Below are 25,829 nucleotides of genomic sequence, written 5' to 3'. Positions count from 1 at the left end.
TCTCATGCGCCACGGCGGCAACGTCCGCTCATCCCACTGCAGTGTGTGCCCATGTCTCTGCCCACCTCTCTCAGCCAGCACATCATCCGCCGCCCGCAACGCATTGCCCTGCTCGGGCATATTGCCGAGCAGGGCTCCATCACCCGCGCCGCCAAAGCGGCCGGTTTGAGTTACAAGGCCGCCTGGTACGCAATTGATGAACTCAATAACCTTGCGCAAAAGCCGTTGGTGGAACGCAGCGTCGGCGGCAAGGGCGGTGGCGGCGCCAGGCTGACGCTTGAAGGCGATCGCGTATTGCGCCTCTATCAGCGCTTGCAGGCCTTGCAGGCCGAGGTGCTCGGTTCGGACGAGGCCGCCCGCGACTTCAACCTGCTGGGACGCTTGATGTTGCGCACCAGCGCGCGCAATCAGTTGCACGGCCAGGTCATCGCCATCCAGGCCCAGGGCCGTAACGACTTGATTCGCCTGGAACTGCCCGGCGGGCTCACTCTGGACGCGCGCATCACCCACGACAGCACACAACGGCTGGAGCTGGAGCCAGGCGTGGAAGTGGTGGCCCTGATCAAGGCCGGTTGGCTGGAACTGCTGGCAACGGAGCACGCCGCAACACCTGGACACAATTGCCTGAGCGGTAGAATCGAGACGATTCTCGACGCCGATGACGGCCCCAGCGAAGTGCGCATCCTCCTGCCCAATGGCCCGGTGTTGTGCGCCCTGGCGCAGCCCGCCGCGCTCAAGGCACTCGATGCCGTCGCAGGCCAGCCGATCCAGGTGCAGTTCGCGCCCGGCAATGTCCTGCTCGGCACGCCCGCGTAGGCGCTGACCGTCTTCAACCTGCAACAATTTCGTCACGCGTGCTCCTTAAGGTGTCTGCAAAAACCGCTGGGAGCCTGCAATGAACCTATTAGAAGAAAACCAAGCCACCGACCTTGAACAGATGGTCGGCCTCACCCGCCGCCGCTTTATCGGCGCCGGCGCCCTGTGCGGGGCCGCGATGTTCCTCGGCGGCAACCTGCTCAGCCGCAGCGCCCTCGCGGTCAACGCCGCCTCCGCCAGCCCGCTGCTGGGCTTTGCCGGCATCGCCGCCGATACCCGCGACACCATCACCCTGCCGCCGGGTTACAACGCTTCGGTGCTGATCAGCTGGGGCCAGCCGCTGAGCAGGCACGCCCCGGCGTTCGACCCGTCCGGCAACGGCAGCGCCAAGGCCCAGGAACAGCAGTTCGGCGACAACAACGACGGCATGAGCCTGTTCGCCTTTCCCGGCGACGACAACCGCGCGCTGCTGGCGATCAACAACGAGTACACCAACTACCGCTACCTCTATGCCCACGGCGGCGCGCCGCAGTCGGCCGAAGACGTGCGCAAGGCGTTGGCCAGCGAAGGCGTGTCGGTGATCGAGGTGCGGCGCAGCGGCGATACCTGGCAGTTCGTTCAGGACTCGCGCTACAACCGACGCATCCACGGCAACTCGCCGATCCGCCTGAGCGGCCCCGCCGCCGGCCACGCCTGGCTGAAAACCAGCGCCGACAACACCGGCAAAAAAGTCCTCGGCACCTTCCAGAACTGCGCCAACGGCAAGACTCCATGGGGCACGTACCTGACCTGCGAAGAAAATTTCACCGACTGTTTCGGCAGCAGCAACCCGCAGCAGAGCTTCGATGCCGCGCAAAAACGCTACGGCGTGGTCGCCGCCAGCAAAGAAATCAACTGGCACCCCCATGACCCGCGTTTCGACATGGCCAAAAACCCCAACGAACTCAATCGCCACGGCTGGGTGGTGGAGATTGACCCGTTCGACCCGCAATCCACCCCGGTCAAGCGCACTGCCCTGGGCCGCTTCAAGCACGAAAACGCGGCCCTGGCCGAAACCCGCGATGGCCGCGCCGTGGTGTACATGGGCGACGACGAGCGCGGCGAATTCATCTACAAATTCATCAGCCGCGACCCGATCATCCACGATAACCCCAAGGCCAACAGAGACCTGCTCGACCACGGCACCTTGTACGTGGCGATCTTCGACGCAGGCGATGGCGATGCGGATCATCCAAGGGGCAAGGGCCAATGGGTCGAGCTGACCCACGGTAAAAACGGCATCGACGCCAGCAGCGGGTTTGCCAGCCAGGCCGAAGTGCTGATCCACGCACGCCTGGCCGCCAGTATCGTCAAGGCCACACGCATGGATCGCCCGGAATGGATCGTGGTGAGCCCCACGGACGGCCAGGTCTACTGCACCCTCACCAACAACGCCAAGCGCGGCGAAGACGGCCAGCCGGTGGGCGGGCCCAACCCGCGCGAGAAAAACGTGTATGGCCAGATTCTGCGCTGGAAGGCCGATGCCGATAACCATGGCAGCAGTACATTCAGCTGGGACCTGTTTGTGGTCGCCGGCAACCCCGGCGTGCACGCCGGCCAGCCCAAGGGCGGTTCGTCCAACATCAACCCGCAGAACATGTTCAACAGCCCCGATGGCCTGGGGTTCGACAAGGCCGGGCGCTTGTGGATCCTCACCGATGGCGACTACAGCAATGCCGGCGACTTCGCGGGCATGGGCAATAACCAGATGCTCTGCGCCGACCCGAATACCGGCGAGATCCGCCGCTTCATGGTCGGGCCGGTAGCGTGCGAGGTGACGGGCATCAGCTTTTCGCCGGATCAGAAGACGCTGTTCGTGGGGATTCAGCATCCAGGCGAAACCGGCGGCTCGACCTGGCCGGAGCATCTGCCCAATGGCAAGCCGCGGTCCTCCGTGGTCGCGATCCGGCGCGACGATGGGGGCATTGTCGGCGCCTGACCGCTACAGCCGCCTACCTTGATTTCAGCCAACCCAAAAACCCTGTGGCGAGCAGGCTTACTGTGGCGAGCAGGCTTGTCCTGCGTTGGGCTGCGCAGCAGCCCCAAAGCCAGGCTCTGAGCCGTATCAGGTACACCGCGTTTTGCTGAATTGGGGGCGCTTCGCACCCCAACGCAGGACAAGCCTGCTCGCCACAGACAACCACCTATCCCAGTCCCGGTGCGCTACCATACGAGGCCCGACGCGGCGCCCTGCTGCGCGCAGGAGTTCGCATGGCCCACCCGTTTGAAACACTCACCCCCGACCTGGTCCTCGACGCCGTCGAAAGCATCGGTTTTCTCAGCGATGCGCGCGTGCTGGCGCTCAACAGCTACGAAAACCGCGTGTATCAGGTGGGCATCGAAGACAGCGAGCCGCTGATCGCCAAGTTCTATCGGCCGCAGCGCTGGACCAGCGAGGCGATCCTCGAGGAACACCGCTTCACCTTCGAGCTGGCCGAGTGCGACGTGCCGGTGGTTGCGCCGATGATCCACAACGGTGAAAGCCTGTTCGAACACGCCGGGTTCCGCTTCACGCTGTTTCCACGCCGGGGTGGCCGCGCGCCGGAGCCGGGCAACCTTGATCAACTGCACCGCCTTGGGCAACTGCTCGGCCGACTGCATGCGGTGGGCTCAACCCGCCCGTTCGAACACCGCGAAGCCCTGGGTGTGAAGAACTTCGGCCACGACTCCCTCACCACCCTGCTCGAAGGCAACTTCATCCCCAAAAGCCTGCTGCCCGCCTACGAGTCGGTCGCCCGCGACCTGCTCAAGCGCGTGGAAGAGGTGTACAAGGCCACGCCGCACAAGAACATCCGCATGCACGGCGATTGCCACCCCGGCAATATGATGTGCCGTGACGAAATGTTCCACATCGTCGACCTGGACGACTGCCGCATGGGCCCGGCGGTGCAGGACCTGTGGATGATGCTCGCCGGTGATCGCCAGGAATGCCTGGGGCAACTGTCGGAATTGATGGATGGCTATCAGGAATTCCATGACTTCGACCCCCGCGAACTGGCGCTGATCGAACCCCTGCGCGCCCTGCGCCTGATGCACTACAGCGCCTGGCTGGCCCGGCGTTGGGACGACCCGGCGTTCCCCCACAGTTTCCCCTGGTTCGGCAGCGAGCGTTATTGGGGCGACCAGGTGCTGGCGTTGCGCGAGCAACTGTCGGCGCTCAACGAAGAACCCCTGAAGCTGTTTTAACCGGTGGGAGGGGGCGTGCTCCCGATGACGGTGTGTCAGCTAAAGCGGGATTGGCTGTCACACCGCTATCGAGAGCAAGTCCCCTCGCACATAAAGCAAAGCCAATCCCCCAGGCTGACAAATATCCTTACAATCACGCCTTTGTCAGTTGCCCGAGCAAGGATTCCGCATGCACGCCGCCAACCCCCGCAAGGGGTACATCCTGGGCCTTAGCGCCTACATCATCTGGGGCCTGTTCCCGCTCTACTTCAAAGCCATCGCCAGCGTGCCCGCCGCCGAGATCATCGTGCACCGGGTGTTGTGGTCGGCGCTGTTCGGCGGTTTGTTGCTGATGGTGTGGAAACACCCGGGCTGGTGGCGCGAGCTGCGCGACAACCCCAGGCGCCTGGCGATCCTGGCCCTCAGCGGTTCGTTGATTGCGGCCAACTGGCTGACTTATGTGTGGTCGGTGAACAGCGGGCGCATGCTCGAAGCAAGCCTGGGTTACTACATCAACCCACTGGTGAATGTGCTGCTGGGCATGCTGATCCTCGGCGAGCGCCTGCGCCGCCTGCAATGGGTGGCCGTGGGCCTGGCGGCGGTGGGTGTGGCGCAGCAGGTGTGGCAGGTCGGCAGTTTGCCGTGGGTGTCGCTGGTGCTGGCGCTGACCTTCGGTTTCTACGGGCTGATCCGCAAGCAGGCGCCGGTCAAGGCGCTGCCGGGGCTGGTGGTGGAAACCTGGATGCTGGTACCGATTGCCGTGGCGTGGTTGCTGTTCAACCCTTCGGCCCACAGCGCGCAGATGGCATTCTGGAGCACATCCGAAGCCTGGTGGCTGGTCGCAGCCGGTCCGGTCACGCTGGTGCCGCTGGTGTGTTTCAACGCCGCCGCACGGCATCTGCCCTACACCACCTTGGGTTTTTTGCAGTACATAGCGCCCACTCTGGTGCTGCTCCAGGCCGTGCTGCTGTTCGGCGAGCACCTGGCGCCGGCCACGCTGATTGCCTTCGCGTTCATCTGGGCCGGGCTGGCGGTGTACAGCGTGGATATCGGGTTGAACGCGCGCAAACGCTGATCACTCCTCGCTGCGCAGCTCCACCATCAAGTCATCGGCGAGGGTCTCCAGGGATTCCTGCAGGGTTTCCAGGGACAAACCGGACGGCACCTGCAGCAGGGCTTCGGCACTGAACAGCGGGTCGCCACTCATGGGCGCCGGGCGCACATCGGTGCTCAGGCGCTCCAGGTTGACGCCCTGGCGGCTGAGCAGCGCGGTAATCTCGCGCACGATGCCCGAGCGGTCATTGCCCAGCAGCGTCATCACAATCGACTTGGACGTCGACGCCTGCCCGCTGCTGCCCTCGCCCACCAGCACACGAATGCCATGGGTGGACAGGTCCTCCAGCGCGCCCACCAGCGCCTGTCGGCTCTCGGCCGGCACGCTCACCCGCAAAATCCCGGCAAACTGCCCGGCCATATGCGCCATGCGGCTTTCCAGCCAGTTGCCACCGTGGGCGGCAATGTTCTGCGCGATGCGTTCGACGAGGCCGGGTTTGTCGGCGGCGATAATTGTGAGTACAAGATGGTCCATGGCGAAGCCCTCTGGAAATCAATCTACAAAGTGGACCCGCAGGCCCTCGAAAACAAATCGTGTACCATTTTTATTTTTATCTGGAACAATCCAGCGGTTTCTTGAGAACATCCGGCTCTTCGCTGTGACCGCATGATCAAAATGGGTCGCTAAACGACGTATTGAGTCTGATATTCACAAGCACAAGTCATCATGTAGTATGCCCAACCGGGCACTACATAATGATCATCAGATTAAGCGCATAAGCTCCGCAGAGTGAGGCAAGCAATGACTGAACACGTTCAAGTCGGTGGCCTGCAGGTCGCCAAAGTCCTGTTCGACTTCGTCAACAACGAAGCGATTCCCGGCACCGGCCTCACGGCCGAGCAGTTCTGGGCCGGCGCCGACCAGGTCATTCACGACCTCGCGCCGAAGAACAAGGCCCTGCTCGCCAAACGCGACGATTTCCAGGCGCAGATCGACGCCTGGCACCAGGCTCACGCCGGCCAGGCCCACGACGCGGTGGCCTATAAAACCTTCCTGCAAGAGATCGGCTACCTGCTGCCGGAAGTCGCAGACTTCCAGGCCACCACTGAAAACGTCGACGACGAAATCGCCCGCATGGCCGGCCCGCAGCTGGTGGTGCCGGTAATGAACGCGCGCTTTGCCCTCAACGCCTCCAACGCCCGCTGGGGTTCGCTGTACGACGCGCTCTATGGCACCGACGCCATCAGCGAAGCCGACGGCGCCGAGAAGGGCAAGGGTTACAACAAGGTGCGTGGCGACAAGGTCATCGCCTTCGCCCGCGCCTTCCTTGACCAGGCCGCGCCACTCAGCGCCGGCAGCCACGCCGAGTCCACCGGCTACAAAATCGTCGATGGCGTGCTCATCGTGGCCCTTAAAGGTGGCAGCAACAGTGGCCTGCGCGACGATGCCCAGCTCATTGGCTTCCAGGGCCCGGCAGCCGCGCCGATTGCAATCCTGCTGAAAAACAACGGCCTGCATTTCGAGATCCAGATCGACGCCAGCACCCCGGTTGGCCAGACCGATGCCGCCGGCATCAAAGACATCCTGATGGAAGCCGCACTCACCACCATCATGGACTGCGAAGACTCCGTCGCCGCCGTCGATGCCGACGATAAAGTGGTGATCTACCGCAACTGGCTCGGCCTGATGAAGGGCGACCTGGCTGAAGAAGTCGCCAAGGGCGGGACCACCTTCACCCGCACCATGAACCCCGACCGCGTCTACACCGGCGTGCACGGCGAAGACGTGACGCTGCACGGCCGTTCGCTGCTGTTCGTGCGCAACGTCGGTCATCTGATGACCATCGACGCGATCCTCGACAAACACGGCAACGAAGTGCCCGAAGGCATTCTCGACGGCCTGCTCACCAGCCTGGCGGCGATCCACAGCCTCAACGGCAACAGCAGCCGCAGCAACAGCCGCACTGGCTCGGTGTACATCGTCAAACCGAAGATGCATGGCCCCGAAGAAGTGGCGTTCACCAACGAGTTGTTCGGTCGCATCGAAGACGTGCTGAACCTGCCACGCAACACCCTCAAGGTCGGGATCATGGACGAGGAGCGCCGCACCACGGTCAACCTCAAGGCCTGCATCCAGGCGGCCAGCGAGCGCGTGGTGTTCATCAACACCGGCTTCCTCGACCGCACCGGCGATGAAATCCACACCTCCATGGAAGCCGGCGCGATGGTGCGCAAGGCCGCCATGAAAGCGGAAAAATGGATCGGCGCCTACGAAAACTGGAACGTCGACATTGGCCTGCGCGCCGGCCTGCAGGGCCGCGCCCAGATCGGCAAAGGCATGTGGGCCATGCCCGACCTGATGGCCGCCATGCTCGAACAGAAAATCGCTCACCCCCTGGCCGGTGCCAACACCGCCTGGGTGCCGTCGCCAACCGCCGCCGCCCTGCATGCGTTGCACTATCACAAGGTCGACGTATTCGCCCGCCAGGTGGAACTTGCCCAGCGCGAACGCGCCTCGGTGGACGATATCCTGACGATTCCGCTGGCCGGCTCTACCGATTGGTCCGACGAAGAAATCCGCAACGAACTGGACAACAACGCCCAGGGCATCCTCGGTTACGTGGTGCGCTGGATTGACCAGGGTGTGGGCTGCTCCAAAGTCCCGGACATCAACGATGTTGGCCTGATGGAAGACCGCGCCACCCTGCGTATTTCCAGCCAGCACATTGCCAACTGGCTGCGCCACGGCATCGTCAGCGAAGCCCAGGTGCTGGAAAGCCTCAAGCGCATGGCGCCGGTGGTGGACCGCCAGAATGCCGGGGATGCGCTGTACCGGCCGTTGGCGCCGGACTTCGACAGCAACATCGCGTTTCAGGCCGCGGTGGAACTGGTGATTGAAGGGACCAAACAGCCCAATGGTTACACCGAGCCGGTGTTGCACCGCAGGCGTCGGGAGTTCAAGGCTAAAAACGGCCTGTAAATGAAAAAGCCCTGATCGAGAGATCAGGGCTTTTTCTTTGGTTTCAGGGTCACTGGAGTGGCGCTATCGGGAGCAAGTCCCCTCGCACATCTGCAAGGTATTCACAGCTCGACATGTGGGAGGGGGCTTGCTCCCGATGAGGCCAGCACCGTCACCTCACCATCAGGAAATCATCCCCAACTCCCGCTTCACCATCTGCGCCAACTTCACGCTATCAATCGGCTTGAGCAAAAAATCCACCACGCTCAAATGCATCGCATCAATCACATCCGGCGCCTCGGCGTCCCCCGACATAATGATGATCGGCAACGCCGCGCGGGTGGACTCACGCACCTGGCGGATCAGCTCAAGACCACTCCCGGGAGCCATGCGCAGGTCGGTAATCAACAAGCCGATCGAGCTGCTGGTTTTCAATAACTCCCACGCTGCCTCACCACTGTCGGCCGTCATGCAGCGAATACCGTCCAGCCCCAGAATCTCCGCCAACAGTTCACGCGCATCCTTGTCGTCATCAACAATCAATACACGCTGTGGCGGTAAATCAGGTTCCAGCATCACGGCGCTCAGCGCCTCGCGCTCGGCATCACTCAAAATATCGTGGTCGGACATACAGTTCTCAGCAGTTCTATTCAATCTCGCAGCACACTCGTCAGACATCTGCGCAAGGGCGTTCAATGTGCACTTCGTCGGAAACTTTGCCTAGTGGGCGTTCCACGGGGTTTGCACGGTAGTCCCATAGGGTTTTTCCCTAGTCCGTGCAGTCACTTCGCTACCTAGACTTACGTCCAATGGGCACCCGCCGTGCGCCAGCCGACCATGCAGCACGATAACGACAAAAACATTGCGGTCACTGTTATGAGTAAAGCTGATGCTTTCGCCCAGGCGGGAAAAACCGCCGTCTTGCAGAACATCCACGGCACCCTGCAATTCCTGCAGCGCTTTTCGCCGTTCAACCAAATGGAGAACGCGCACCTGGCGTTTCTGGTGGAGCAATGCCAGCTGCGCTTTTACGGCACCGGCGACAGCATCCTCAAACCGGCGGGCGGGCCGGTGGAGCACTTCTATATCGTCAAGCAAGGCCGCGTGGTGGGTGAACGCCCGGACTCGACCGAAACCACCTTCGAAATCACCACCGGCGAATGCTTTCCGCTGGCCGCATTGCTCGGTGAACGAGCAACCCGCACCGAACACAAAGCCGCCGAAGACACCTTCTGCCTGCAATTGAACAAGCCGGCCTTTATCAAGCTGTTTGCGCTGTCCAGCCCGTTCCGCGATTTCGCCTTGCGCGGCGTCAGCAGCCTGCTGGACCAGGTCAACCAGCAGGTGCAGCAAAAGGCCGTGGAAACCCTCGGCACCCAATACTCCCTGAACACCCGCCTGGGCGACCTGGCCATGCGCCATCCGGTGATGTGCAGCCCGCAGACACCGCTGCGCGAAGCCGTGACGCTGATGCATGAACAGCAAGTGGGCAGCATCGTGATCGTCGACGACCAGCAGGCGCCTCTGGGCATCTTCACCCTGCGCGACCTGCGCCAGGTGGTGGCCGACGGCACCGGTGACTTCAGCCAGGCCATCGCGGGGCACATGACCCAGGCGCCGTTTTTTCTCACCCCGGACCACAGCGCTTTCGACGCCGCTATCGCCATGACCGAACGGCACATCGCCCACGTGTGCCTGGTCAAGGACCAGCGCCTGTGCGGCGTGGTGTCCGAACGCGACCTGTTTTCCCTGCAACGGGTCGACCTGGTGCACCTGGCCCGCACCATCCGTAACGCGCCCAGGGTCGACAACCTGGTGGCGATGCGCGGCGAGATCGGTCAACTGGTGGAGCGCATGCTCGCCCACGGTGCCTCGTCCACCCAGATCACCCACATCATCACGCTGCTCAACGACCACACCGTGTGCCGGGTGATCGAACTGACCCTCGCCGAAAAGGGCGACCCGGGCGTGCCATTCAGTTGGCTGTGCTTCGGCAGCGAAGGACGCCGCGAACAGACGCTCTACACCGATCAGGACAACGGCATCCTGTTCGAGGCCAGGGACGCCGCCGAAGCCGCCGAGCGACGCGGGCGCCTGCTGCCGTTGGCGCAGCAGATCAACCAGAGCCTGGCGCTGTGCGGCTTCAGCCTGTGCAAGGGCAACATCATGGCCGGCAACCCCGAGCTGTGCCTGTCTCGCTCTGAATGGGCACGCCGGTTTGCGGCGTTCATTCGCGAGGCCACCCCGGAAAATCTGCTGGGCTCGAGCATCTATTTCGACCTGCGCGTGGTGTGGGGCGATGAGCAGGGCTGTGAGCAACTGCGCCAGGGCGTCCTTGACCAGGTCGCCGACAACCGCCTCTTCCAGCGCATGCTGGCCGAGAACGCCCTGCGCCAGCGCCCGCCGGTTGGGCGCTTTCGCGACTTCGTGCTGACGCGCAACGGCGCCGAAAAGGCCACACTCGATCTCAAGGTGCAGGGCCTTACGCCATTCGTTGACGGCGCGCGACTGCTGGCCCTGGCCAATGGCATTCACGCCAATAACACCCTGGAGCGCCTGCGTCAGTTGGTGATCAAGGCCGTGATCGAGCCGCTGGACGGCGCCGCGTATGAAGAGGCCTATCACTTTATCCAGCAGACCCGCATGCAGCAGCACCAACTGCAAAGCCGGGAAAACCAGCCGTACTCCAACCGCGTCGACCCCGACAGCCTCAACCACCTGGACCGCCTTATCCTGCGCGAATCCCTGCGCCAGGCCCAACGCCTGCAGAGCAGCCTGACATTTCGGTATCAGCTGTGAGCCTGTTCAGCTGGCTGCGCAAGACAAAACCGCGGCTCGACGCGGCGCAGCAGCAACGCCTGGTGCAACTGCCCTCACCCTGCGCACTGGGCGACGGTTCTTTGCGCAGCCAGCGCTGGGTGGTGGTGGACCTGGAAACCAGCGGTCTGAACCTTAACCGCGACCAGGTGCTGTCCATCGGCGCCGTGGTCATTGAGGACGGTGCGGTGGACTTCTCGCAACTGTTCGAACGCACGCTGCACCGCGCCGACAACCGGCTCAGCCCCAGCGTGCTGATCCACGGCCTGGGCCCCAGCGCCATCGCCGCCGGCAGCGACCCGGCGGAGGCGCTGCTGGACTTCATGGCGTTTATCGGCGACAGCCCGCTGCTGGCCTTCCATGCGCCGTTCGATCAACACATGCTGGGCCGCGCGCTCAAGGACAGCCTGGGCTATCGCCTGGCCCACCCGTTCCTCGACGTGGCCGAGATCGCCCCGCTGCTGTGCCCCGACGCGCCACTGCGTGAAGCCGGGCTGGACGATTGGATCCACCACTTTGGCCTGCAGGTGGGCGAACGCCATCACGCCAGCGCCGATGCCCTGGCCACGGCGGAACTGATGCTGATTCTGTTCAGCCGCGCGCGCCGGCAGCACATCGACTCACCGAAGGCCTTGCAAGAGCGCTTGGGCCAATGGAGACGGCGCAAACACGCGCCATCGTTTTAATGCCACCTCCCGACAAACGCCAATTGCGCCCATCCAATGCCTCTGCCACAATCGCGAATAATTCTCGTTAGTTTAAACAATTCGTTTATCCGGTGATGCCTTGTCGTCAGTCCAGCCTCCCCACAGTGAGCTTGTTGGTGCGTTGTATCGCGACCATCGTGGCTGGCTGCTGGCCTGGCTGCGGCGCAACGTGGCCTGCGCCAGCCGCGCCGAAGACTTGAGTCAGGACACCTTCGTGCGCCTGCTGGGACGTGCCGAGCTGCGCGAACCCCGCGAGCCACGTGCCTTTTTGGTGGCCATCGCCAAAGGCCTGCTGTTCGACTACTTCCGCCGCGCGGCGCTGGAACAGGCCTACCTCACCGAATTGATGCTGATCCCGCAAAGCGAACAGCCCTCGCCCGAAGAACAGCAATTGATCCTCGAAGACCTCAAGGCCATCGACCGACTGCTCGGCAAACTGTCGAGCAAGGCTCGCGCCGCGTTTCTGCACAGCCGCCTGGACGGCATGGGCCACGCCGAAATCGCCCAGCGCCTGGGCGTCTCGGTGCCCCGCGTGCGCCAGTACCTGGCCCAGGGGATTCGCCAGTGCTACATCGCCTTGTACGGCCAGCCGCTGTGATAGGTGCCAAACCGGTCTCGGCGCGGGTGCTGGATGCCGCGATTGCCTGGCAACTGTCCCTCGACGCGGGCGACGCCAGCGCGGTGGAACAGGAAGAATTGCGCAGATGGCTGGCCAGCGATGCCGAACACGCCCGCGCCTGGCGCCAGCTGGGCATGCTCGATCAGCGTTTCAGCGCAGCCTCGGGCCCGGCGCGGGCGGCCTTGCTGCAGTCGCGCGAAGGCATTCGCCAACGCGTGCGCAAACTGGGACGGGGCCTGGCGAGTATCGCGCTGGTGTGCGGGCTGGCGTTGTTTGCCGGCGAGCGCTACGTGCCGCTGCATTACTGGCTCGCCGACCAACGCACCGCCACCGGCGAGCAGCGCACGCTGACACTGGCCGATGGCACCTCGATCAACCTCAACACCCACAGCGCCATCGACGTGCGCTTCGACGAAAAGCGCCGCCTGATCGTGTTGCAGGCCGGGGAAATTCTGATCGAAACCGGCCATGACGACGCGCGCCCGTTTTACGTGCAAACCCCCGACGGCAGCCTGCGGGCGCTGGGCACGCGGTTCATCGTCAAGCGCGAAGACCACGCCACGCGCCTGAGCGTGTTGCAGTCGGCCGTGGCCGCGCAGCCTGAGGCGCAGCACCAGGCACAGGTGGTCAAGGCCGGCCAGCAAGTGCTGATGCGCAGCGATGGTTTGGGCCCCTTGCTGGCCGTCACCCCCGGCAGCGACGCCTGGACGCGCGGCATGCTGGTGGTCGACAACGCGCGTCTCGCTGACGTGATCAAGGAGCTCGGCCGCTACCGCAGCGGCCACCTGGGCGTGGATAAAAACGTGGCCGACCTGCGCATCACCGGCAGCTTCCCGCTGCGCGATACCAACCTGGCGCTCAATGCATTGCTGCCGACGCTGCCGGTGCAAATCGAGCAGCACACACCGTGGTGGGTGACGGTGCGCGCCAGGCCTTGAAATGCGGGAGGGGCTTACCCCCGATGAGGCCCTCAACAACAACCCAAAAAATATTTACCGCCCGCCCTATCACTTTCCCATTCTCATCCGGCTCCTAGGCAATCGAGAACTATTTCCATCAGGAGCCGCCCCTTCATGTCCCGCACGCTCGACACCTTGTTGCGCCCCAGCCTGTTAGCCGTGGCCATTGCCCTCGGCGCCCCGCTCGCCAGCCCCTTGCTGCTCGCCGCCGAACACGCCGCAAGCGTGCGCGCCTACAACCTGCCGTCCGCGCCCCTGGCCAGCACCCTCAACCAGATCGCCAGTCAGGCCGGCCTGCGCTGACCCTCAACCCGACGCTCGCCGCCGGCAAGACCTCGGCACCGGTCAAGGGCCAGTTCGATGCGCAGAGCGCGCTGCGTGAAGCCTTGCGCGGGACGGGGCTGCAACTGGAGCAAGGCACGGCAGGGACGTTTACTTTGGTGCCGATTCCGGACGGGGTAGTGGCGTTGCCGCAGACCAGCGTTATCGGGCAGGGCAATTATGAAAGTGCGTGGGGGCCGGTGGAGGGTTACCTGGCCAAGCGCACCGCCGCCGGCACCAAGACCGACACTGCACTGGTCGAAGCACCGCGCTCGATTTCCGTTGCCACCCGCGAGCAGATGCAGGATCGCAACGTCCAGAACCTGGACGATGCCGTCAAATACATGCCCGGCATTGTGTCCGCCAGCTACGGCAGCGACACACGCTACGACTGGATGCGCGTACGCGGCTTCGAACCCACCCAATTCCTCGACGGCCTGCCACTGCCGCGCGGTGTGTACGCCAACCCTAAAGCCGAAACGTGGAATCTGGATCGCCTCGCCCTGCTGCGCGGCCCGGCCTCGTCGGTCTATGGCCAGACCCCGCCGGGCGGTCTGCTGGACATGGTCAGCCGGCGTCCCAGCGCAGAACCGAGTAACGCAGTGCAGGTGCAGTACGGCAGTGACAACTACCGCCAGATCAACTTTGACAGCACCGGCAAAATCGATGACGAAGGCCGGTTTCTCTACAGCCTCAGCGGTGTGCTGCGTGATGCTGGCACCCAGGTCGACCATATTGACAATAAGCGCTACAACATCGCGCCCAGCCTGACCTGGAATATCGATACCGATACCAAGTTGACCCTGCTGTCACAGTTCACCCGCGATGATACCGGCACCACCAGTCAATTCCTGCCGATCCAAGGCACCAAGATCAAATCACCGCTAGGCGAGGTTTCCCACCACAAGAACCTTGGCGATCCCGATTACGACTTCTACGACCGTACCTACTATGCACTCGGCTATGCTTTTGAGCATCGCTTCAACGATACCTGGCAATTCAAGCAGAACCTACGCTACACCAAGTCCGAATTGGCATTCCAACAACTGACGGTCGGCTCCTTCGCGTTCTCCCCTGCTGATGCCAATGGCAATATCAGCCGCTCCTCGACCAACGTGGACGAGGACATCAGCCAGTTCGCAGTGGATAACAATTTCCAGGCTGACTTCGCCACCGGCGACATCACTCACACTCTGCTGCTGGGTCTGGATCATCAGCGCACCGATACCTCTTACCTGGCGATTTTCGGCGACGGCGGCACCACCAACATTTTCAACCCGGTCTACGGTCAGCCGATCGTACGCCCGGCACGCTCAACGGCCTTCTACGATTACAACCAGAAAACCGTGCAGACCGGCCTTTACGTGCAGGACCAAATGGCCCTCGATAACTGGCGCCTGACCCTTGGCGGCCGTGAAGACTGGGTACACCAGGGCACAACCTACTTCAATAAAAACGACGCCACCAATACTGATCGCAGCAAGAACTTCAGTGGCAACGCGGCGCTGAGCTATGTGTTCGACTCAGGTTTCGTGCCCTACCTTTCCTACGCCGAGTCGTTCCAGCCCGCGAGCAACGCCAGCGTAGACCCCGTCCAGTCGTTCAAACCGACCGAAGGCCAGCAGTGGGAACTGGGGATCAAATACCAGCCGCCCGGCTCCAACACCCTGCTCAGTGCCGCGGTCTACGACCTGACGCAGAAGAATGTACAAGTTACCAGCTTCCAGTCCGGTGGTGCCTCGGTCACCGATCAGACCGGCGAAGTGAAGGTCAAGGGCCTGGAATTGGAAGCCGTGTCTGACGTGACCGATAACCTCAAGGTAATCGCGGCCTACACCCTGGCCAAGTCTGAAGTGCAAAAGGGCCAGTACAAAGGCAACCGGCTGCAACTGATCCCCAATCAGCAAGCCTCGCTGTGGACCGACTACACCTGGCATACCGGACCACTCGACGGTTTCGGTATCGGCTTTGGCGCGCGCTACACCGGCAACACCTATGGCGACCAGGCCAACACCTGGGCCGGCAAAGCCAATGCCTACACCGTGTTCGACGGCGCCGTACACTATGACCTGGGCCGACTGGACAATAGCCTCAAGGGTGCGTCGGTGAAAGTGAACGCCACTAACCTGTTCAACAAGGATTACATTTCCACCTGCGACGGCTCCTACTGCTACTTCGGCGACCAACGCAGCGTAGTCGCCAGTGCCACTTATCAGTGGTAATCCGCTGAGTTAACCACCAAGCCGTCCTCCGGGACGGCTTCGGTGCGTTTGAAGGCTAGAAAAATGAAAAGCAAAACCATCCGCCGCTGGTCCTTCATCCACACCTGGACCAGCCTGATCTGCACCGTATTCCTGTTGCTGCTCGCCCTCACCGGGCTGCCGCTGGTGTTTCATCATGAGATCGACCACCTGCTGGGCAATGAGCCGACGCTTGCGCAGATGCCGGCCGACACGCCGCAGCTCGATCTGGAACGACTGGTCGCTAAAGCCCAGGCCCATCGCCCGGGCGAGGCCATGCAGTATTTGGCCTGGGACGAGGACGACAAAAACGGGGTAATCGCGATCATGGCGGCGACCGCCGGCACCGAGCCCAATTCGTCGCACACCTTCATGCTCGACGCACGCACCGGTGAATCGGTGGAGATGCCCTCGGCCAATGGCGGTTTTACGCTGTTCGTGCTGCGCCTGCATGTGGACATGTTCGCCGGCCTGCCGGGCAAGTTGTTGCTGGCGTTCATGGGCTTGCTGTTTGTGTTGGCGATTGTCTCCGGCACGGTGCTGTACCTGCCGTTCATGCGCCGCTTGAAATTCGGCACGGTGCGCCAGGATAAATCCACGCGCCTGCGCTGGCTCGACCTGCACAACCTGCTCGGCGCGGTTACCCTGACCTGGACGCTGGTGGTGGGCGTGACCGGCGTGATCAGTGCCTGTGCCGACCTGATCATCGCCGCCTGGCGCACCGACAGCCTCAGCGCCATGATCGAACCCTACAAGAACGCCCCGCCGCTGACGCAGCGCGCACCGGTCAGCGAGTTGCTGAGCATTGCCGCCAAGGCCGCGCCGGGCATGCAGCCGGACTTCATCGCCTTCCCCGGCACACGCTTTTCCAGCGAGCACCACTACGCCGTGTTCATGAAAGGCAGCACGCACCTGACCTCGCACCTGCTCACGCCGGTACTGATCGACGCCCGCACCCTGACCGTCACCGCCATCGCCGAACGACCGTGGTACATGGACGCCATGGGCATGTCGCAGCCGTTGCATTTTGGTGACTACGGCGGCATGACGATGAAAATTCTGTGGGCGGTACTGGATGTGCTGACCATCATTGTGCTGGGCAGCGGGGTGTACCTGTGGCTCGTGCGGCGCAAGGCGGGCAAGGCATGAAGCCGCGCCAGTCGAGTTTCTGGAAGGTGTTTGGTATACCGCTGGGGATCGGCCTGCTCAGTGCCGCCGGGCTGTTTGCGGCGCTGCTGGGCGACGGGCTCTGGGACGTTTTGAGCTGGGTGGGGCTGGGGGTTCCAGCGGTGATTGGCGCCTGGGGGTTGTTGGCGCGGCGCGGCTGAATGCGCTATCGGGAGCAAGCCCCCTCCCACATTTTGAAGTGTGAATACTTTCAAATGTGGGAGGGGGCTTGCTCCCGATGAGGCCCGAAAAAACACCACAATCTTCTCGCCAGCCATCGCCCAACCTCATAGGCTAGGCCCCAGCCCATTTCGAGGAATACCCATGTCCACGCCCAGCATGACCTTGTTCCACAACCCCGCTTCACCCTTCGTGCGCAAAGTCCGCGTGCTGCTGATCGAGACCGGCCAGCAGGACCGCGTGGCCCTGCACGACTGCGTGCCGACGCCGGTCAGTCCGGACGCCCAGGTGGTGCAAGGCAACCCTGTCGGCAAGATCCCGGCCCTGCGCCTGGCCGATGGCAGCAGGCTGCACGACAGCCGGGTGATCCTCGATTACCTCGACCACCAGCACGTCGGCAACCCACTGATCCCTCGCGACGGCTCAGCCCGCTGGCGTCGCCTCACATTGGCCTCGATGGCCGACGGCATTCTGGATGCCGCCGTGCTGACGCGCTACGAGCTCGCCCTGCGCCCGGTGGAAAAACACTGGGCTGCGTGGCTGGACGAACAACGCATTAAGATACGCCGCACCCTCGCCGAGCTGGAACAGGATGCGATGGCCGAGCTGGCCAGCCATTTCGACATCGCCGCCATCAGCGTGGCCTGTGCCTTGGGCTACCTTGATTTCCGCCATCCGGACCTGCAATGGCGGGCGGATAACCCCAGGCTTGCGCAGTGGTATGCCGAGGTCAGCCAGCGGCCTTCGATGCTGCAGACCCAGCCGCCTGCCTGACATTCTGTGGCGAGCGGGCTTGCCACAACAGCGTGTTGATCCTGCTCACCAACTGTTCCCTTAACTGTTGATCCTCGCGCAAGCCCATCATTGCTCAATCCCCTTGCGCCGGCCCACGCCGTACCAGTCCAGTTTGCGCGTCAGCACCATCACCGTGCCGAGCAGGGCGAACAGCAACAGCGATCCCATCAGCAGCGCATAATCCTCGGCGCTGAGCAGCCCGTACAACAAGCCATACAGCGCCGCCAACCCCGCCGAAAACCGCAGGCCATGGGCAAGGCTGCGCAGCACATGGCACAGGTAAAAGCCGATCAACAGCACACCGGCACTCGCCGAGATCAGGTAGGCCAAGGCGAACCCCAGGTGCTCGGCCAACGACAACAGCAGCAGATAAAAGAACGCCAGGGCCGCGCCCACCAAGCCGTACTGGATCGGGTGCAGCGCCAGGTTCTTCAGCACTTCGAACAGGAAGAAGCCGCCAAAAGTCAGGGCGATGAACAGCAACGCGTATTTGATCGCGCGGTCGCTCTTGAGGTATTGGTCCACCGGATCGATGAAGTTCACGCCGAAGCTGCGGTTGTTGAAGTCCTCACAGGCCTGGCGGTCCAGGCAGCTTTGCAGGGCTTGCTCCAGGTTGGTGGCGAAAAACGAGGTTTGCCAGCGAGCAGTAAAGCCCTTGTTCGTCACGTCCCGTTGCGTCGGCAGGAAGTTGCCGATAAAGCTGGGGTGCGGCCAGTTGGAAGCGAGTGACACCTGGCTGGTCTTGCCCACTGGCAACACGTGCAGCTGTTCGGTGCCTTGCAGGCGCAGGTCGAACGCGAACTCCAGCGCGGCGGGCTTGTGGCTGTCCAGCGCCGGCAGCGCCACGTGCACACCCTCCCCCAGCCAGTCCACCAGAGAGCCCGGTGCGAACGCGAGGCGCTGGCTGCCCAGTTCCAGTTTCAGCGCATTTTCGATGCCGCGAATATCGCTGACACCCACCGCCAGAAACGCCGGTTCAAAGCGGTAATCGGCAAAATGCTCGGTAATGCCCAACTGCTCAGGCAACTCGAAACGCCCGCTGATGCGGTTGTCGGCATGGAACAGCCGCGCCTGGTAGATGCCACGCTTACGCAGCTCGGTGTGCACCTGGCCATCGAGTTCAAACCGCTCCGGCAGGAAATACAGACGACCGCGTTCTTCACGGGTTTCTTCGTAGCGTTGATTGAGTTTTTCATTGAGCTTCCACTCGCGCACGGTCCTGCGATACGGCACCACCATCACCGGCCCGGTGAGGCGCTGTGGGTAACTGGAGCTGCGGGCGATATCCGCCAATACCTCATCGCGCCTTTGCTGACGATCACTGATGAGGCCATCGATCATCATCAACGGAATCAGCAACAGCAACATCAGCAGCGCAATGGCGCCAAGTTTGTAAAGCAGGCTTCGGTTCATGGGGCTCTCCCTGTTTTGGATGGGCAGAGCGTGAGCCGCGCATGTGGGCGATTTATGTGGGCATCGTGGAGACTGTGTGGAGATGCAGCACCACTTGCACGCCGCCCGGCACATTGCCGATCGCCATGGCGCCGCCGTGCAGCTTCATCACCTCTTCGACAAAGTTGAGGCCCAGACCGGTACTTTTGCGTCCGCTGGCCGGGCGCGGCAGCGAGTAAAAGCGCTCGCTCAGGCGCGGCAGGGCATAGTCGGGAATCGGCTCCGCCTGGTTGAACAGGCTGACGTCTACATCGTGCTGCCGCACCTGCGCGCTGAACCTCAGCGTTCCGCCCGCCGGGGTGAAGTCCAGGGCGTTATCCAGCAGATTGCCCAGCGCCTGGCGCAACAGAAAGGGCTCGCCGAACACCTGTACATCCGCCGCAATGGCCTGCTCGACCCGCAGCCCGGCGCCTTCGATACGCGCGCACTGCGCCTTGAGTACCTCATCGACCAATGCCCCCAGCGCAATGCTCGCCTGCTCTTCCAGGCCCTGGCGCTGTTCGACCTGCGCCAGGTTCAGCAGGCGTTCGATCAGGTGCTGCAGGCGCGCGCTTTCGCTGTCGATATTGCCGACAAAGCGCTGCTGCTGTTCGCGGCTCATGTCGCCCTGCAACAACTCCGCCGCACCGCGAATCGCCGCCAGCGGGCTTTTCAACTCGTGCGTCAGGGTGTGCACGTAATGCTCAACGTATGCCTTGCCTTCCAGTTGCGTGCGCATGTGTTCGACGGCGGTGGACAACTGCTTGAGCTCGCCGCCCCGGTAATGCGGCAACTCGGCACGGCGCCCTTCGCTGACTGCCTCGGCATAGGCGGTGAGGCGCCGCAAGGCAGCGCTCAACCACCACGACAGCAACGCGCCGAGCAGCAGGCCGAGCACCACCAGCCCGGCGCCGTACCACAGCAAACGGCGCTCGGTGCGGTCGACATAGGGTTGCAAGGAGCTGTTGGGCTTGGCCACGGTGACCACGCCGATGATCCGTCCGTTGTCGCGGATCGGTGCGCCCACGTGCATCACCGACGAGGCCGGGTCGTCGGGGTCGCTGCGGGTGGAGCGCGCGCCGTATTCACCGCGCAGGGTCAGGTACACGTCGTTCCAGCGGGAATAATCCTGGCCCAGCGCTTCGCCCGTGGAGTCGAGCAGCACACGGCCCTGGGCGTCGGTCACATAGATTCGATGGTTGACCTGGTTTTTCGGCAGCCCCCAAATGGTCGCGCCCGGCTGGCGGCTGCCGTAGGCCTTAAGCAGCTCCGGCCAATGGCTTTGGCCGAGGGTGCCGTTCTTCACGTCATTGCGCAGCACTTCGGCCAGCAGGTTCGCGGTGTCCACCAGGGTTTCCTCGGTGGACTGGCGCACACCGGGACGGATTTCGTTCATGACGGTGCTGAGCACGAAATAACCGGTAAGGCCGATAAACAGCGCATACACCAGGAAAATCCGCAGCCCCAGGCGCATCAGCTGTTGCCGGGGCTGTAGCTGTAGCCGAGGCCGCGATGGGTCTGGATCGGCTCAGCCTGCGCCGCCACGCTGCGCAATTTGCTGCGCAGGCTTTTGATGTGAGTGTCGATATTGCGTTCGTAGCCGGCGTCGGCGGGCACGCCCACCGCGTCCAGCAGTTGCTCGCGACTGAATATTCGCTCGGGTTGTTCCAGCAGGCTTTGCAGCAGGCGGAACTCATGGCGGGTCAGGCTCAGGGGCTGGCCGCGATAGGTGATCTGCATGCGCTCCAGATCAATCTGGAACACCGCAGGCGCCGCAACCGGTCCCACCCGCTTGAGAATCGCGCGCACCCGCGCCGCCACTTCACGCGGGCTGAACGGCTTGACCACGTAGTCGTCGGCGCCGATCTCCAGCCCCACCACCCGGTCGATCTCGCCATCCCGGGCACTGAGAAACATCACGGGCACTTCGCTGAAACGGCGCAATTGCCTGCAGGTTTCAAAGCCGCTGATATCCGGCAGGCCAATGTCGAGAATCACCAGGTCGGCCGGGGTCTGGCGCTGATGCGCAAGCGCCGCCTGGCCGAGGGTCAGCCAGGTGGTGGTGAACCCTTCGCCTTGCAGGGCGAAGATCAGCGTATCGGCAATTGCGGCTTCGTCTTCGACAATCAGGATGTGCGCCATGGCGGTCCGTCAGCAGTCCGGTTTGTCGGCAGTGTAGCGCCGCGCCGGGTTCACCGCCGCGCCGAATTCGCGCAGGGCCTTGGCGCCGATCAGCAGCGGATAGTTGAAGCTGCTGCGGTCGGTGAGGTTGACCTCGACGGTGCGTTTGACGTCGCCCAGGCACATTTCCAGGTCGATCACCGGCCGCTTGGTCACGCTGGTCTCGTCCTTGTCGTCATCCTCGTCAGCGCGGCTCTTGATCTTGCTGATACGCGCGACCTTGTGCTCGTACACCTTGTTCGACGCGTCCTGGCCGCCGAGGCGAAAGCGTACCCAGTCGTCGCCGTCACGGGTGAAGGTCTGAATGTCGCGGGCCGACAGCGAGGCGGTCAGCGCGCCGGTGTCCATCTTGGCCTTGAAGGTCTCGCCGATCTCCGGCAACTGGATGTATTCGTAGCGCCCGTAGAGGGTCGGTTCGGCGGCCATGACGGGCAGGGCAACCAGGGTGAACGCGGCAAGGAGCAATTTCACGGCGTGATTTCCTCGAAAGAAGGTGGGCGGATTCTAGACCGCAAACCCGGCACTTAGTTGGATGACCGAGCATAGCGTGCCCGTTGTGAAACATTCGTAGGGTGATTTGCGATTTGGCCTCTGGACCGCGCTTGCTTATGATGAGCGGCCCACAGGAATTCCAAGAGTTGCTTATGCGCCGCCTGCTCACCGGCTGTTGCGTCACGTTGCTGCTGTTGCTCAATACGCTGATCCTGATCGGCCCGTTGCTGGTGTTCGCGCTGCTCAAGCTGGCAGCGCCGGGGCGCTGGCGCGACCATGCCTCGGCGGCGGTAATGTGGATCGCCGAGACCTGGGCCGAGATCGACAAGCTCATCTTCTCGCTGTGTATCCCGACCCAGTGGGACATTCGCGGCGGCGCCGACCTGCGACGTGACACCTCCTACCTGGTGATCAGCAATCACCAGTCGTGGGTGGATATTCCGGCACTGATCCAGGCGCTCAACCGGCGCACGCCGTTCTTCAAGTTTTTCCTGAAAAAAGAACTCATCTGGGTGCCCTTCCTGGGCCTTGCCTGGTGGGCGCTCGACTACCCGTTCATGAAGCGCTACACCAAGGCGTTCCTGGCCAAACACCCGGAGCTGGCAGGGCAGGACCTGAAGATCACCAAACAGGCCTGCGAACTGTTCAAGCGCCAGCCGGTGACGGTGGTCAATTACCTGGAGGGCACGCGGTTCAACGAAGCCAAGCGGGTGCAGCAGGAATCACCCTTTACCCGCCTGCTCAAGCCCAAGGCGGGCGGCGTGGCGTTCGTGCTGGCGGCGATGGGTGAACAGCTGGACGCGATCCTCGACGTAACCGTGGTTTACCCGCAGGCGAAAATTCCGGGGTTCTGGGACTTGATCAGCGGCGGCGTGCCAACCGTGATCGTGGATATCCGCACCCGTGAGCTGGATCCGGCGTTGTGGCAGGGGGATTACGAGAACGATCCGGTGTTTCGCCAGACCGTCCAGAACTGGGTCAACCAGCTCTGGCAGGAGAAAGACGCGCGCATCGAACAGCTGCGCGCGCAGCAGGCTTAGCTGCCGGTGCCCCAGGCCTGGGCCAGCTTGCCCAGTACCGAGCCGTTGGCGCCCTGGCTGCCCAGGTATTGCAGGATCACCGGCGCAAACTGGCCGATCATGCCGCTGTCCATGCCCAGGGCGCTGAACGCGGAGTTCAGGTCGTTGGTGTTCTTCACGTTGCCCAACAGGCCGTCCAGGCCGCTGGTCTTGCTGCCGCCGCTCTGGCCGAGCATCCCGCTTAAGGCCCCGAGGCTGCCCAGTGCATTGTCGCCGGACAGCTTGTCCAGCCCCGGCACGCTCTTGGCCAATTGCGAATAATCGTTGCCGCTCAGCTGGTTCTTGGCCAGGCCCAGCATGGCGCCGGTGCCGCCGACGGCCTGTTCGGGGGTGACATTGAGTTGCGAGGTGAGTGCGCTCAGCAGACCGGCCGTCTCGGACGACGGCGCGGCGGCAGCGGCCTTGTTGTTGCCGCCCTGCATGCCGGAAATCGCATTGGCCGCATCACCAAGGCTGAACCCTGCGGCGAACACCGGGGCCGCTGCCAGGGTCATCAGGCAGGAAAGGGCGAAACCGCGTGAAATCTTCATCGAAACAACCTCTGCAGGTGGGGGCGAAAGCAGGCGTTGGACTGGCGATAACAGGGCTTGTTCCCAACCGCATCCGAAACACCCCGGCCTGCGTATAACGCTTACAGGCCGCCCGGAGCTGGATGGAATGACTGCGCAAATTGGATTACCCTCTGCCCACCGTGCGCAGTCCCGTCGCCCTCGCTCGAGAGCCTGGAGAAGCCCCATTACGCTGACCGATGCTGACCCACTACGCCCGCTGCTGGCCCAATGCGCCCTGGGCAACCGCCAGGCGTTCGAAACCCTGTACCGCAGCGCTTCGCCGCGCCTGCATGGGGTGGCCTACCGCTTCATGGGCCGTGCGGACCTCGCCGAGGACGTGTTGCAGGAGGCTTTCGTACGCATCTGGTACAACGCGTCGCGCTACGAGCCACACCTGGCGTCGCCCATGACCTGGATGGTGAACATCACCCGCAACCTGGCCATCGACCAATTGCGCAAACGCCGTGAGCAACCCCTCACCGAAGGCCAGCAGGACGCCCTGCTCGACGAAGGTCACAGCGCTCACGACCAGCTCGACAGCGAACGCAACGCCCGCGCCCTCAACCGCTGCCTGGACACCCTCGACGGCATGCAGCGCCAATCGATCACCCTGGCTTACTTTCGAGGCCTGTCGTGCTCGGAGCTGGCCGAACACCTGGCGGCCCCCCTGGGCTCGGTCAAATCCTGGATTCGTCGCGGCATGGAGCGCCTGCGCAGGTGCCTTGAATCATGAATTACCACACCACCGTCCTGCGCCGTGCCCTGGCCGCCGACTACGCGATCGGCCTGATGCCGGCCACCGCGCGTCGCCGGTTTGACACCCTGCTGCTCAATGATGCCGCGCTGCGCGCAGAGCTTGGGCATTGGCAGGAGGCCCTCGCCAGCCTCACCGGCAGCCTGCCCGAACGCGCAGTGCCCGATCACGTGTGGGCAGGCATTCAGGCACGGATCGAGCCGCAGGGGCTGCACGTACCGGCGAAAAAACCGTGGTGGAGGAACGGGCGCCTGCTGGCTGCCGCGTGCGCCCTGATTGCGGCAGTGTTGATCGGCGTGCTCTACCCACGCGACACGGGCCTTGCATACCGCACCACACTGGTCGCCGCCGACCAGCAGCCAGCGTTGCAAATCGACACGTTTGCCGATCACCTGCAGGTTGAACCCCTCGCAATAGCTGCATTGACGCCTGCGCAGGCGCTGGAATTATGGGTTATTCCCGCCGGTGGCAAACCGATCTCCCTGGGGTTGGTACCGACGGCAGGCAAGGGCCGAATTCAGTTGAGCGAGGCACAGCAAGCGCTGCTCAAAGCCCCGGCCACCCTCGCCGTCACCCTCGAACCCGAAGGCGGTTCACCGAGCGGCCAGCCGACCGGGCCAGTGCTATATAAAGGCCAATTGGCATCACTCTGACGAAGATCGCCGACGATGGGCCCCGGAACCCATCGTCATTGGCAAGGTCCATGAACTGACTACAAAATTTGTCAGGAAGAGACTTATGACTGCGATCCAACCCCCAGTGATTGAGCACAAGCCTCCATTCTGGAGCCGTCCGCGCCTGTTTATCGGCGCCTGTGTCGTCGTGGTTGCCGGTGTCGGCGGCGCGCTCTACACCAAAGACAGCGTCAAATCCGCCGCCACCCTGGTCACCACCGCCCAGCAGCCGGCCGCGCAGATCATGGCGCACAAGGATTACCTGGAAGTGCAGCCGATTGCCGCCACGGCCCCGGCGCCCGACCAAAGCCTGGAACTGTGGGCCATTCCCGAAGGCGGCACGCCCGTGTCCCTGGGGCTGTTGCCGGAAGACGGCAAAGGCATCATCGGCCTGAACCCGCGCCAGCAGGAAACCATCAGCAAACCGGTGGAATTGATGGTGAGTTCGGAAACCAAGGGCGGTTCGCTGAGCAAGCAACCGACAGGCCCAACCGTCTATCAGGGCGCATTGGCCACACGCTGATCCCCCAAACACTAAAAAACCCTGTGGGAGGGGGCTTGCTCCCGATAGCAGTGCATCAGTCAATCATTGGTTGACTGATACGCCGCAATGCCAGTCAGTTAAGCGCAGATCCCACATTTGATCGCGTTCACACTTCCACATACCGGTCGGCTCTCAGGCCGCCGCGCTCTTGATCTTGACCTGAGGCGCCCCGTCAAACACGCTGGCCGAACGCAGGCTTTGGAGCGTGGGTAACCCGGCAGGACGCCGGGTTAGCCGCGCTGGGCCAAGGATGGCCCATCGCGGCGGCCCACGCTCCAAAGCCTGC

General features: G+C 63.1%; 23 protein-coding genes and 1 pseudogene. 17 read left to right on the top strand and 7 right to left on the bottom strand.

What is annotated here, in order from left to right:
• The first annotated feature begins 51 nt into the window (after window positions 1–51).
• The 4 genes from LUB09_RS23355 (at window position 52) to rarD (ending at window position 5,095) form a co-directional block, all read left to right on the top strand.
• Window positions 52–816, top strand: a complete 765-nt coding sequence (locus LUB09_RS23355) for a TOBE domain-containing protein (protein ID WP_231423813.1) — start codon at window positions 52–54, stop codon at window positions 814–816.
• A 79-nt stretch (window positions 817–895) separates the two neighbouring features.
• Window positions 896–2,794 carry a PhoX family protein gene (locus LUB09_RS23350; protein ID WP_209985612.1) on the top strand — a complete coding sequence of 633 codons (1,899 nt, stop codon included), beginning with the start codon at window positions 896–898 and terminating at the stop codon, window positions 2,792–2,794.
• 272 nt (window positions 2,795–3,066) lie between these two features.
• A complete protein-coding gene (locus LUB09_RS23345; protein WP_209985616.1) occupies window positions 3,067–4,041 on the top strand; it encodes a serine/threonine protein kinase in 975 nt (324 codons plus the stop codon).
• 169 nt (window positions 4,042–4,210) lie between these two features.
• Complete coding sequence (rarD, locus tag LUB09_RS23340) at window positions 4,211–5,095, top strand: EamA family transporter RarD (RefSeq protein WP_231423812.1); 885 nt, start codon at window positions 4,211–4,213, stop codon at window positions 5,093–5,095.
• Here the strand turns inward: rarD and LUB09_RS23335 are convergent, their stop codons facing one another.
• Window positions 5,096–5,608 carry a glycine cleavage system protein R gene (locus LUB09_RS23335; RefSeq protein WP_209985622.1) on the bottom strand — a complete coding sequence of 171 codons (513 nt, stop codon included), beginning with the start codon at window positions 5,606–5,608 and terminating at the stop codon, window positions 5,096–5,098.
• 267 nt (window positions 5,609–5,875) lie between these two features.
• On the opposite strand from LUB09_RS23335, the gene LUB09_RS23330 reads away from it, so the two are divergent.
• On the top strand, window positions 5,876–8,053 hold the full coding sequence (locus LUB09_RS23330; RefSeq protein ID WP_231423811.1) for a malate synthase G: 2,178 nt from the start codon (window positions 5,876–5,878) through the stop codon (window positions 8,051–8,053).
• 162 nt (window positions 8,054–8,215) lie between these two features.
• Here the strand turns inward: LUB09_RS23330 and LUB09_RS23325 are convergent, their stop codons facing one another.
• Window positions 8,216–8,662, bottom strand: a complete 447-nt coding sequence (locus tag LUB09_RS23325) for a response regulator (protein WP_209985627.1) — start codon at window positions 8,660–8,662, stop codon at window positions 8,216–8,218.
• A 246-nt stretch (window positions 8,663–8,908) separates the two neighbouring features.
• On the opposite strand from LUB09_RS23325, the gene LUB09_RS23320 reads away from it, so the two are divergent.
• From LUB09_RS23320 to LUB09_RS23285, 8 genes and pseudogenes are all read left to right on the top strand, one after another.
• Entirely contained in the window at window positions 8,909–10,831 is a 1,923-nt protein-coding gene (locus tag LUB09_RS23320) for a putative nucleotidyltransferase substrate binding domain-containing protein (protein WP_231423810.1), read from the top strand.
• The gene (locus LUB09_RS23315) at window positions 10,828–11,535 is read left to right on the top strand and encodes a 3'-5' exonuclease (protein ID WP_231423809.1); all 708 of its coding nucleotides are present in this window, start codon (window positions 10,828–10,830) and stop codon (window positions 11,533–11,535) included. Before LUB09_RS23320 ends, LUB09_RS23315 begins: the two co-directional genes overlap by 4 nt.
• A 100-nt stretch (window positions 11,536–11,635) precedes the next feature.
• Window positions 11,636–12,154, top strand: a complete 519-nt coding sequence (locus tag LUB09_RS23310) for an RNA polymerase sigma factor (RefSeq protein ID WP_231423808.1) — start codon at window positions 11,636–11,638, stop codon at window positions 12,152–12,154.
• On the top strand, window positions 12,151–13,113 hold the full coding sequence (locus tag LUB09_RS23305) for a FecR domain-containing protein (protein WP_231423807.1): 963 nt from the start codon (window positions 12,151–12,153) through the stop codon (window positions 13,111–13,113). Before LUB09_RS23310 ends, LUB09_RS23305 begins: the two co-directional genes overlap by 4 nt.
• Window positions 13,114–13,248: 135 nt before the next feature.
• A pseudogene (locus LUB09_RS23300) lies at window positions 13,249–15,677 on the top strand (TonB-dependent siderophore receptor).
• 63 nt (window positions 15,678–15,740) lie between these two features.
• On the top strand, window positions 15,741–16,844 hold the full coding sequence (locus LUB09_RS23295) for a PepSY-associated TM helix domain-containing protein (protein WP_231423806.1): 1,104 nt from the start codon (window positions 15,741–15,743) through the stop codon (window positions 16,842–16,844).
• The gene (locus LUB09_RS23290) at window positions 16,841–17,023 is read left to right on the top strand and encodes a hypothetical protein (protein WP_209985641.1); all 183 of its coding nucleotides are present in this window, start codon (window positions 16,841–16,843) and stop codon (window positions 17,021–17,023) included. The genes LUB09_RS23295 and LUB09_RS23290 overlap by 4 nt, the downstream gene beginning before the upstream one ends.
• Before the next feature lie 163 nt (window positions 17,024–17,186).
• Complete coding sequence (locus LUB09_RS23285) at window positions 17,187–17,816, top strand: glutathione S-transferase (protein ID WP_209985643.1); 630 nt, start codon at window positions 17,187–17,189, stop codon at window positions 17,814–17,816.
• 87 nt (window positions 17,817–17,903) lie between these two features.
• Here the strand turns inward: LUB09_RS23285 and creD are convergent, their stop codons facing one another.
• The 4 genes from creD to rloA2 are packed head-to-tail and all read right to left on the bottom strand — an operon-like array spanning window position 17,904 to window position 21,920.
• Window positions 17,904–19,250: a cell envelope integrity protein CreD gene (creD, locus tag LUB09_RS23280; protein ID WP_231423805.1), complete on the bottom strand. Its 1,347-nt coding sequence runs from the start codon at window positions 19,248–19,250 to the stop codon at window positions 17,904–17,906.
• A gap of 52 nt (window positions 19,251–19,302) precedes the next feature.
• On the bottom strand, window positions 19,303–20,742 hold the full coding sequence (gene creC, locus LUB09_RS23275) for a two-component system sensor histidine kinase CreC (RefSeq protein WP_209985649.1): 1,440 nt from the start codon (window positions 20,740–20,742) through the stop codon (window positions 19,303–19,305).
• Window positions 20,742–21,410, bottom strand: a complete 669-nt coding sequence (creB, locus tag LUB09_RS23270; protein ID WP_209985652.1) for a two-component system response regulator CreB — start codon at window positions 21,408–21,410, stop codon at window positions 20,742–20,744. Before creB ends, creC begins: the two co-directional genes overlap by 1 nt.
• A 9-nt stretch (window positions 21,411–21,419) precedes the next feature.
• Window positions 21,420–21,920, bottom strand: coding sequence for a retropepsin-like aspartic peptidase RloA2 (gene rloA2 / locus LUB09_RS23265; RefSeq protein ID WP_209985655.1), 501 nt, complete (start codon window positions 21,918–21,920; stop codon window positions 21,420–21,422).
• A 173-nt stretch (window positions 21,921–22,093) separates the two neighbouring features.
• On the opposite strand from rloA2, the gene LUB09_RS23260 reads away from it, so the two are divergent.
• Window positions 22,094–22,981: an acyltransferase gene (locus tag LUB09_RS23260; protein WP_209985658.1), complete on the top strand. Its 888-nt coding sequence runs from the start codon at window positions 22,094–22,096 to the stop codon at window positions 22,979–22,981.
• Here the strand turns inward: LUB09_RS23260 and LUB09_RS23255 are convergent.
• Window positions 22,978–23,550, bottom strand: coding sequence for a DUF2780 domain-containing protein (locus tag LUB09_RS23255; protein ID WP_209985661.1), 573 nt, complete (start codon window positions 23,548–23,550; stop codon window positions 22,978–22,980). The two genes, LUB09_RS23260 and LUB09_RS23255, sit on opposite strands and share 4 nt — an antisense overlap.
• Before the next feature lie 127 nt (window positions 23,551–23,677).
• Here LUB09_RS23255 and LUB09_RS23250 point away from each other — a divergent pair, with 127 nt between their 5' ends.
• The 3 genes from LUB09_RS23250 (at window position 23,678) to LUB09_RS23240 (ending at window position 25,522) form a co-directional block, all read left to right on the top strand.
• Window positions 23,678–24,304 (top strand): RNA polymerase sigma factor, encoded by a 627-nt coding sequence (locus LUB09_RS23250; RefSeq protein ID WP_231423804.1) that lies wholly within the window; start codon window positions 23,678–23,680, stop codon window positions 24,302–24,304.
• Complete coding sequence (locus tag LUB09_RS23245; RefSeq protein ID WP_231423803.1) at window positions 24,301–24,978, top strand: anti-sigma factor; 678 nt, start codon at window positions 24,301–24,303, stop codon at window positions 24,976–24,978. The genes LUB09_RS23250 and LUB09_RS23245 overlap by 4 nt, the downstream gene beginning before the upstream one ends.
• Before the next feature lie 85 nt (window positions 24,979–25,063).
• Window positions 25,064–25,522: an anti-sigma factor domain-containing protein gene (locus LUB09_RS23240; RefSeq protein ID WP_209985670.1), complete on the top strand. Its 459-nt coding sequence runs from the start codon at window positions 25,064–25,066 to the stop codon at window positions 25,520–25,522.
• Window positions 25,523–25,829: the final 307 nt, after the last annotated feature.

It is taken from the genome of Pseudomonas sp. Leaf59 (genome assembly GCF_920984685.1).
In the GTDB taxonomy this organism is placed as follows: domain Bacteria; phylum Pseudomonadota; class Gammaproteobacteria; order Pseudomonadales; family Pseudomonadaceae; genus Aquipseudomonas.
Note: the sequence above shows the minus strand (reverse complement) of the source record. Positions and strands in the feature narration are given on the sequence as shown.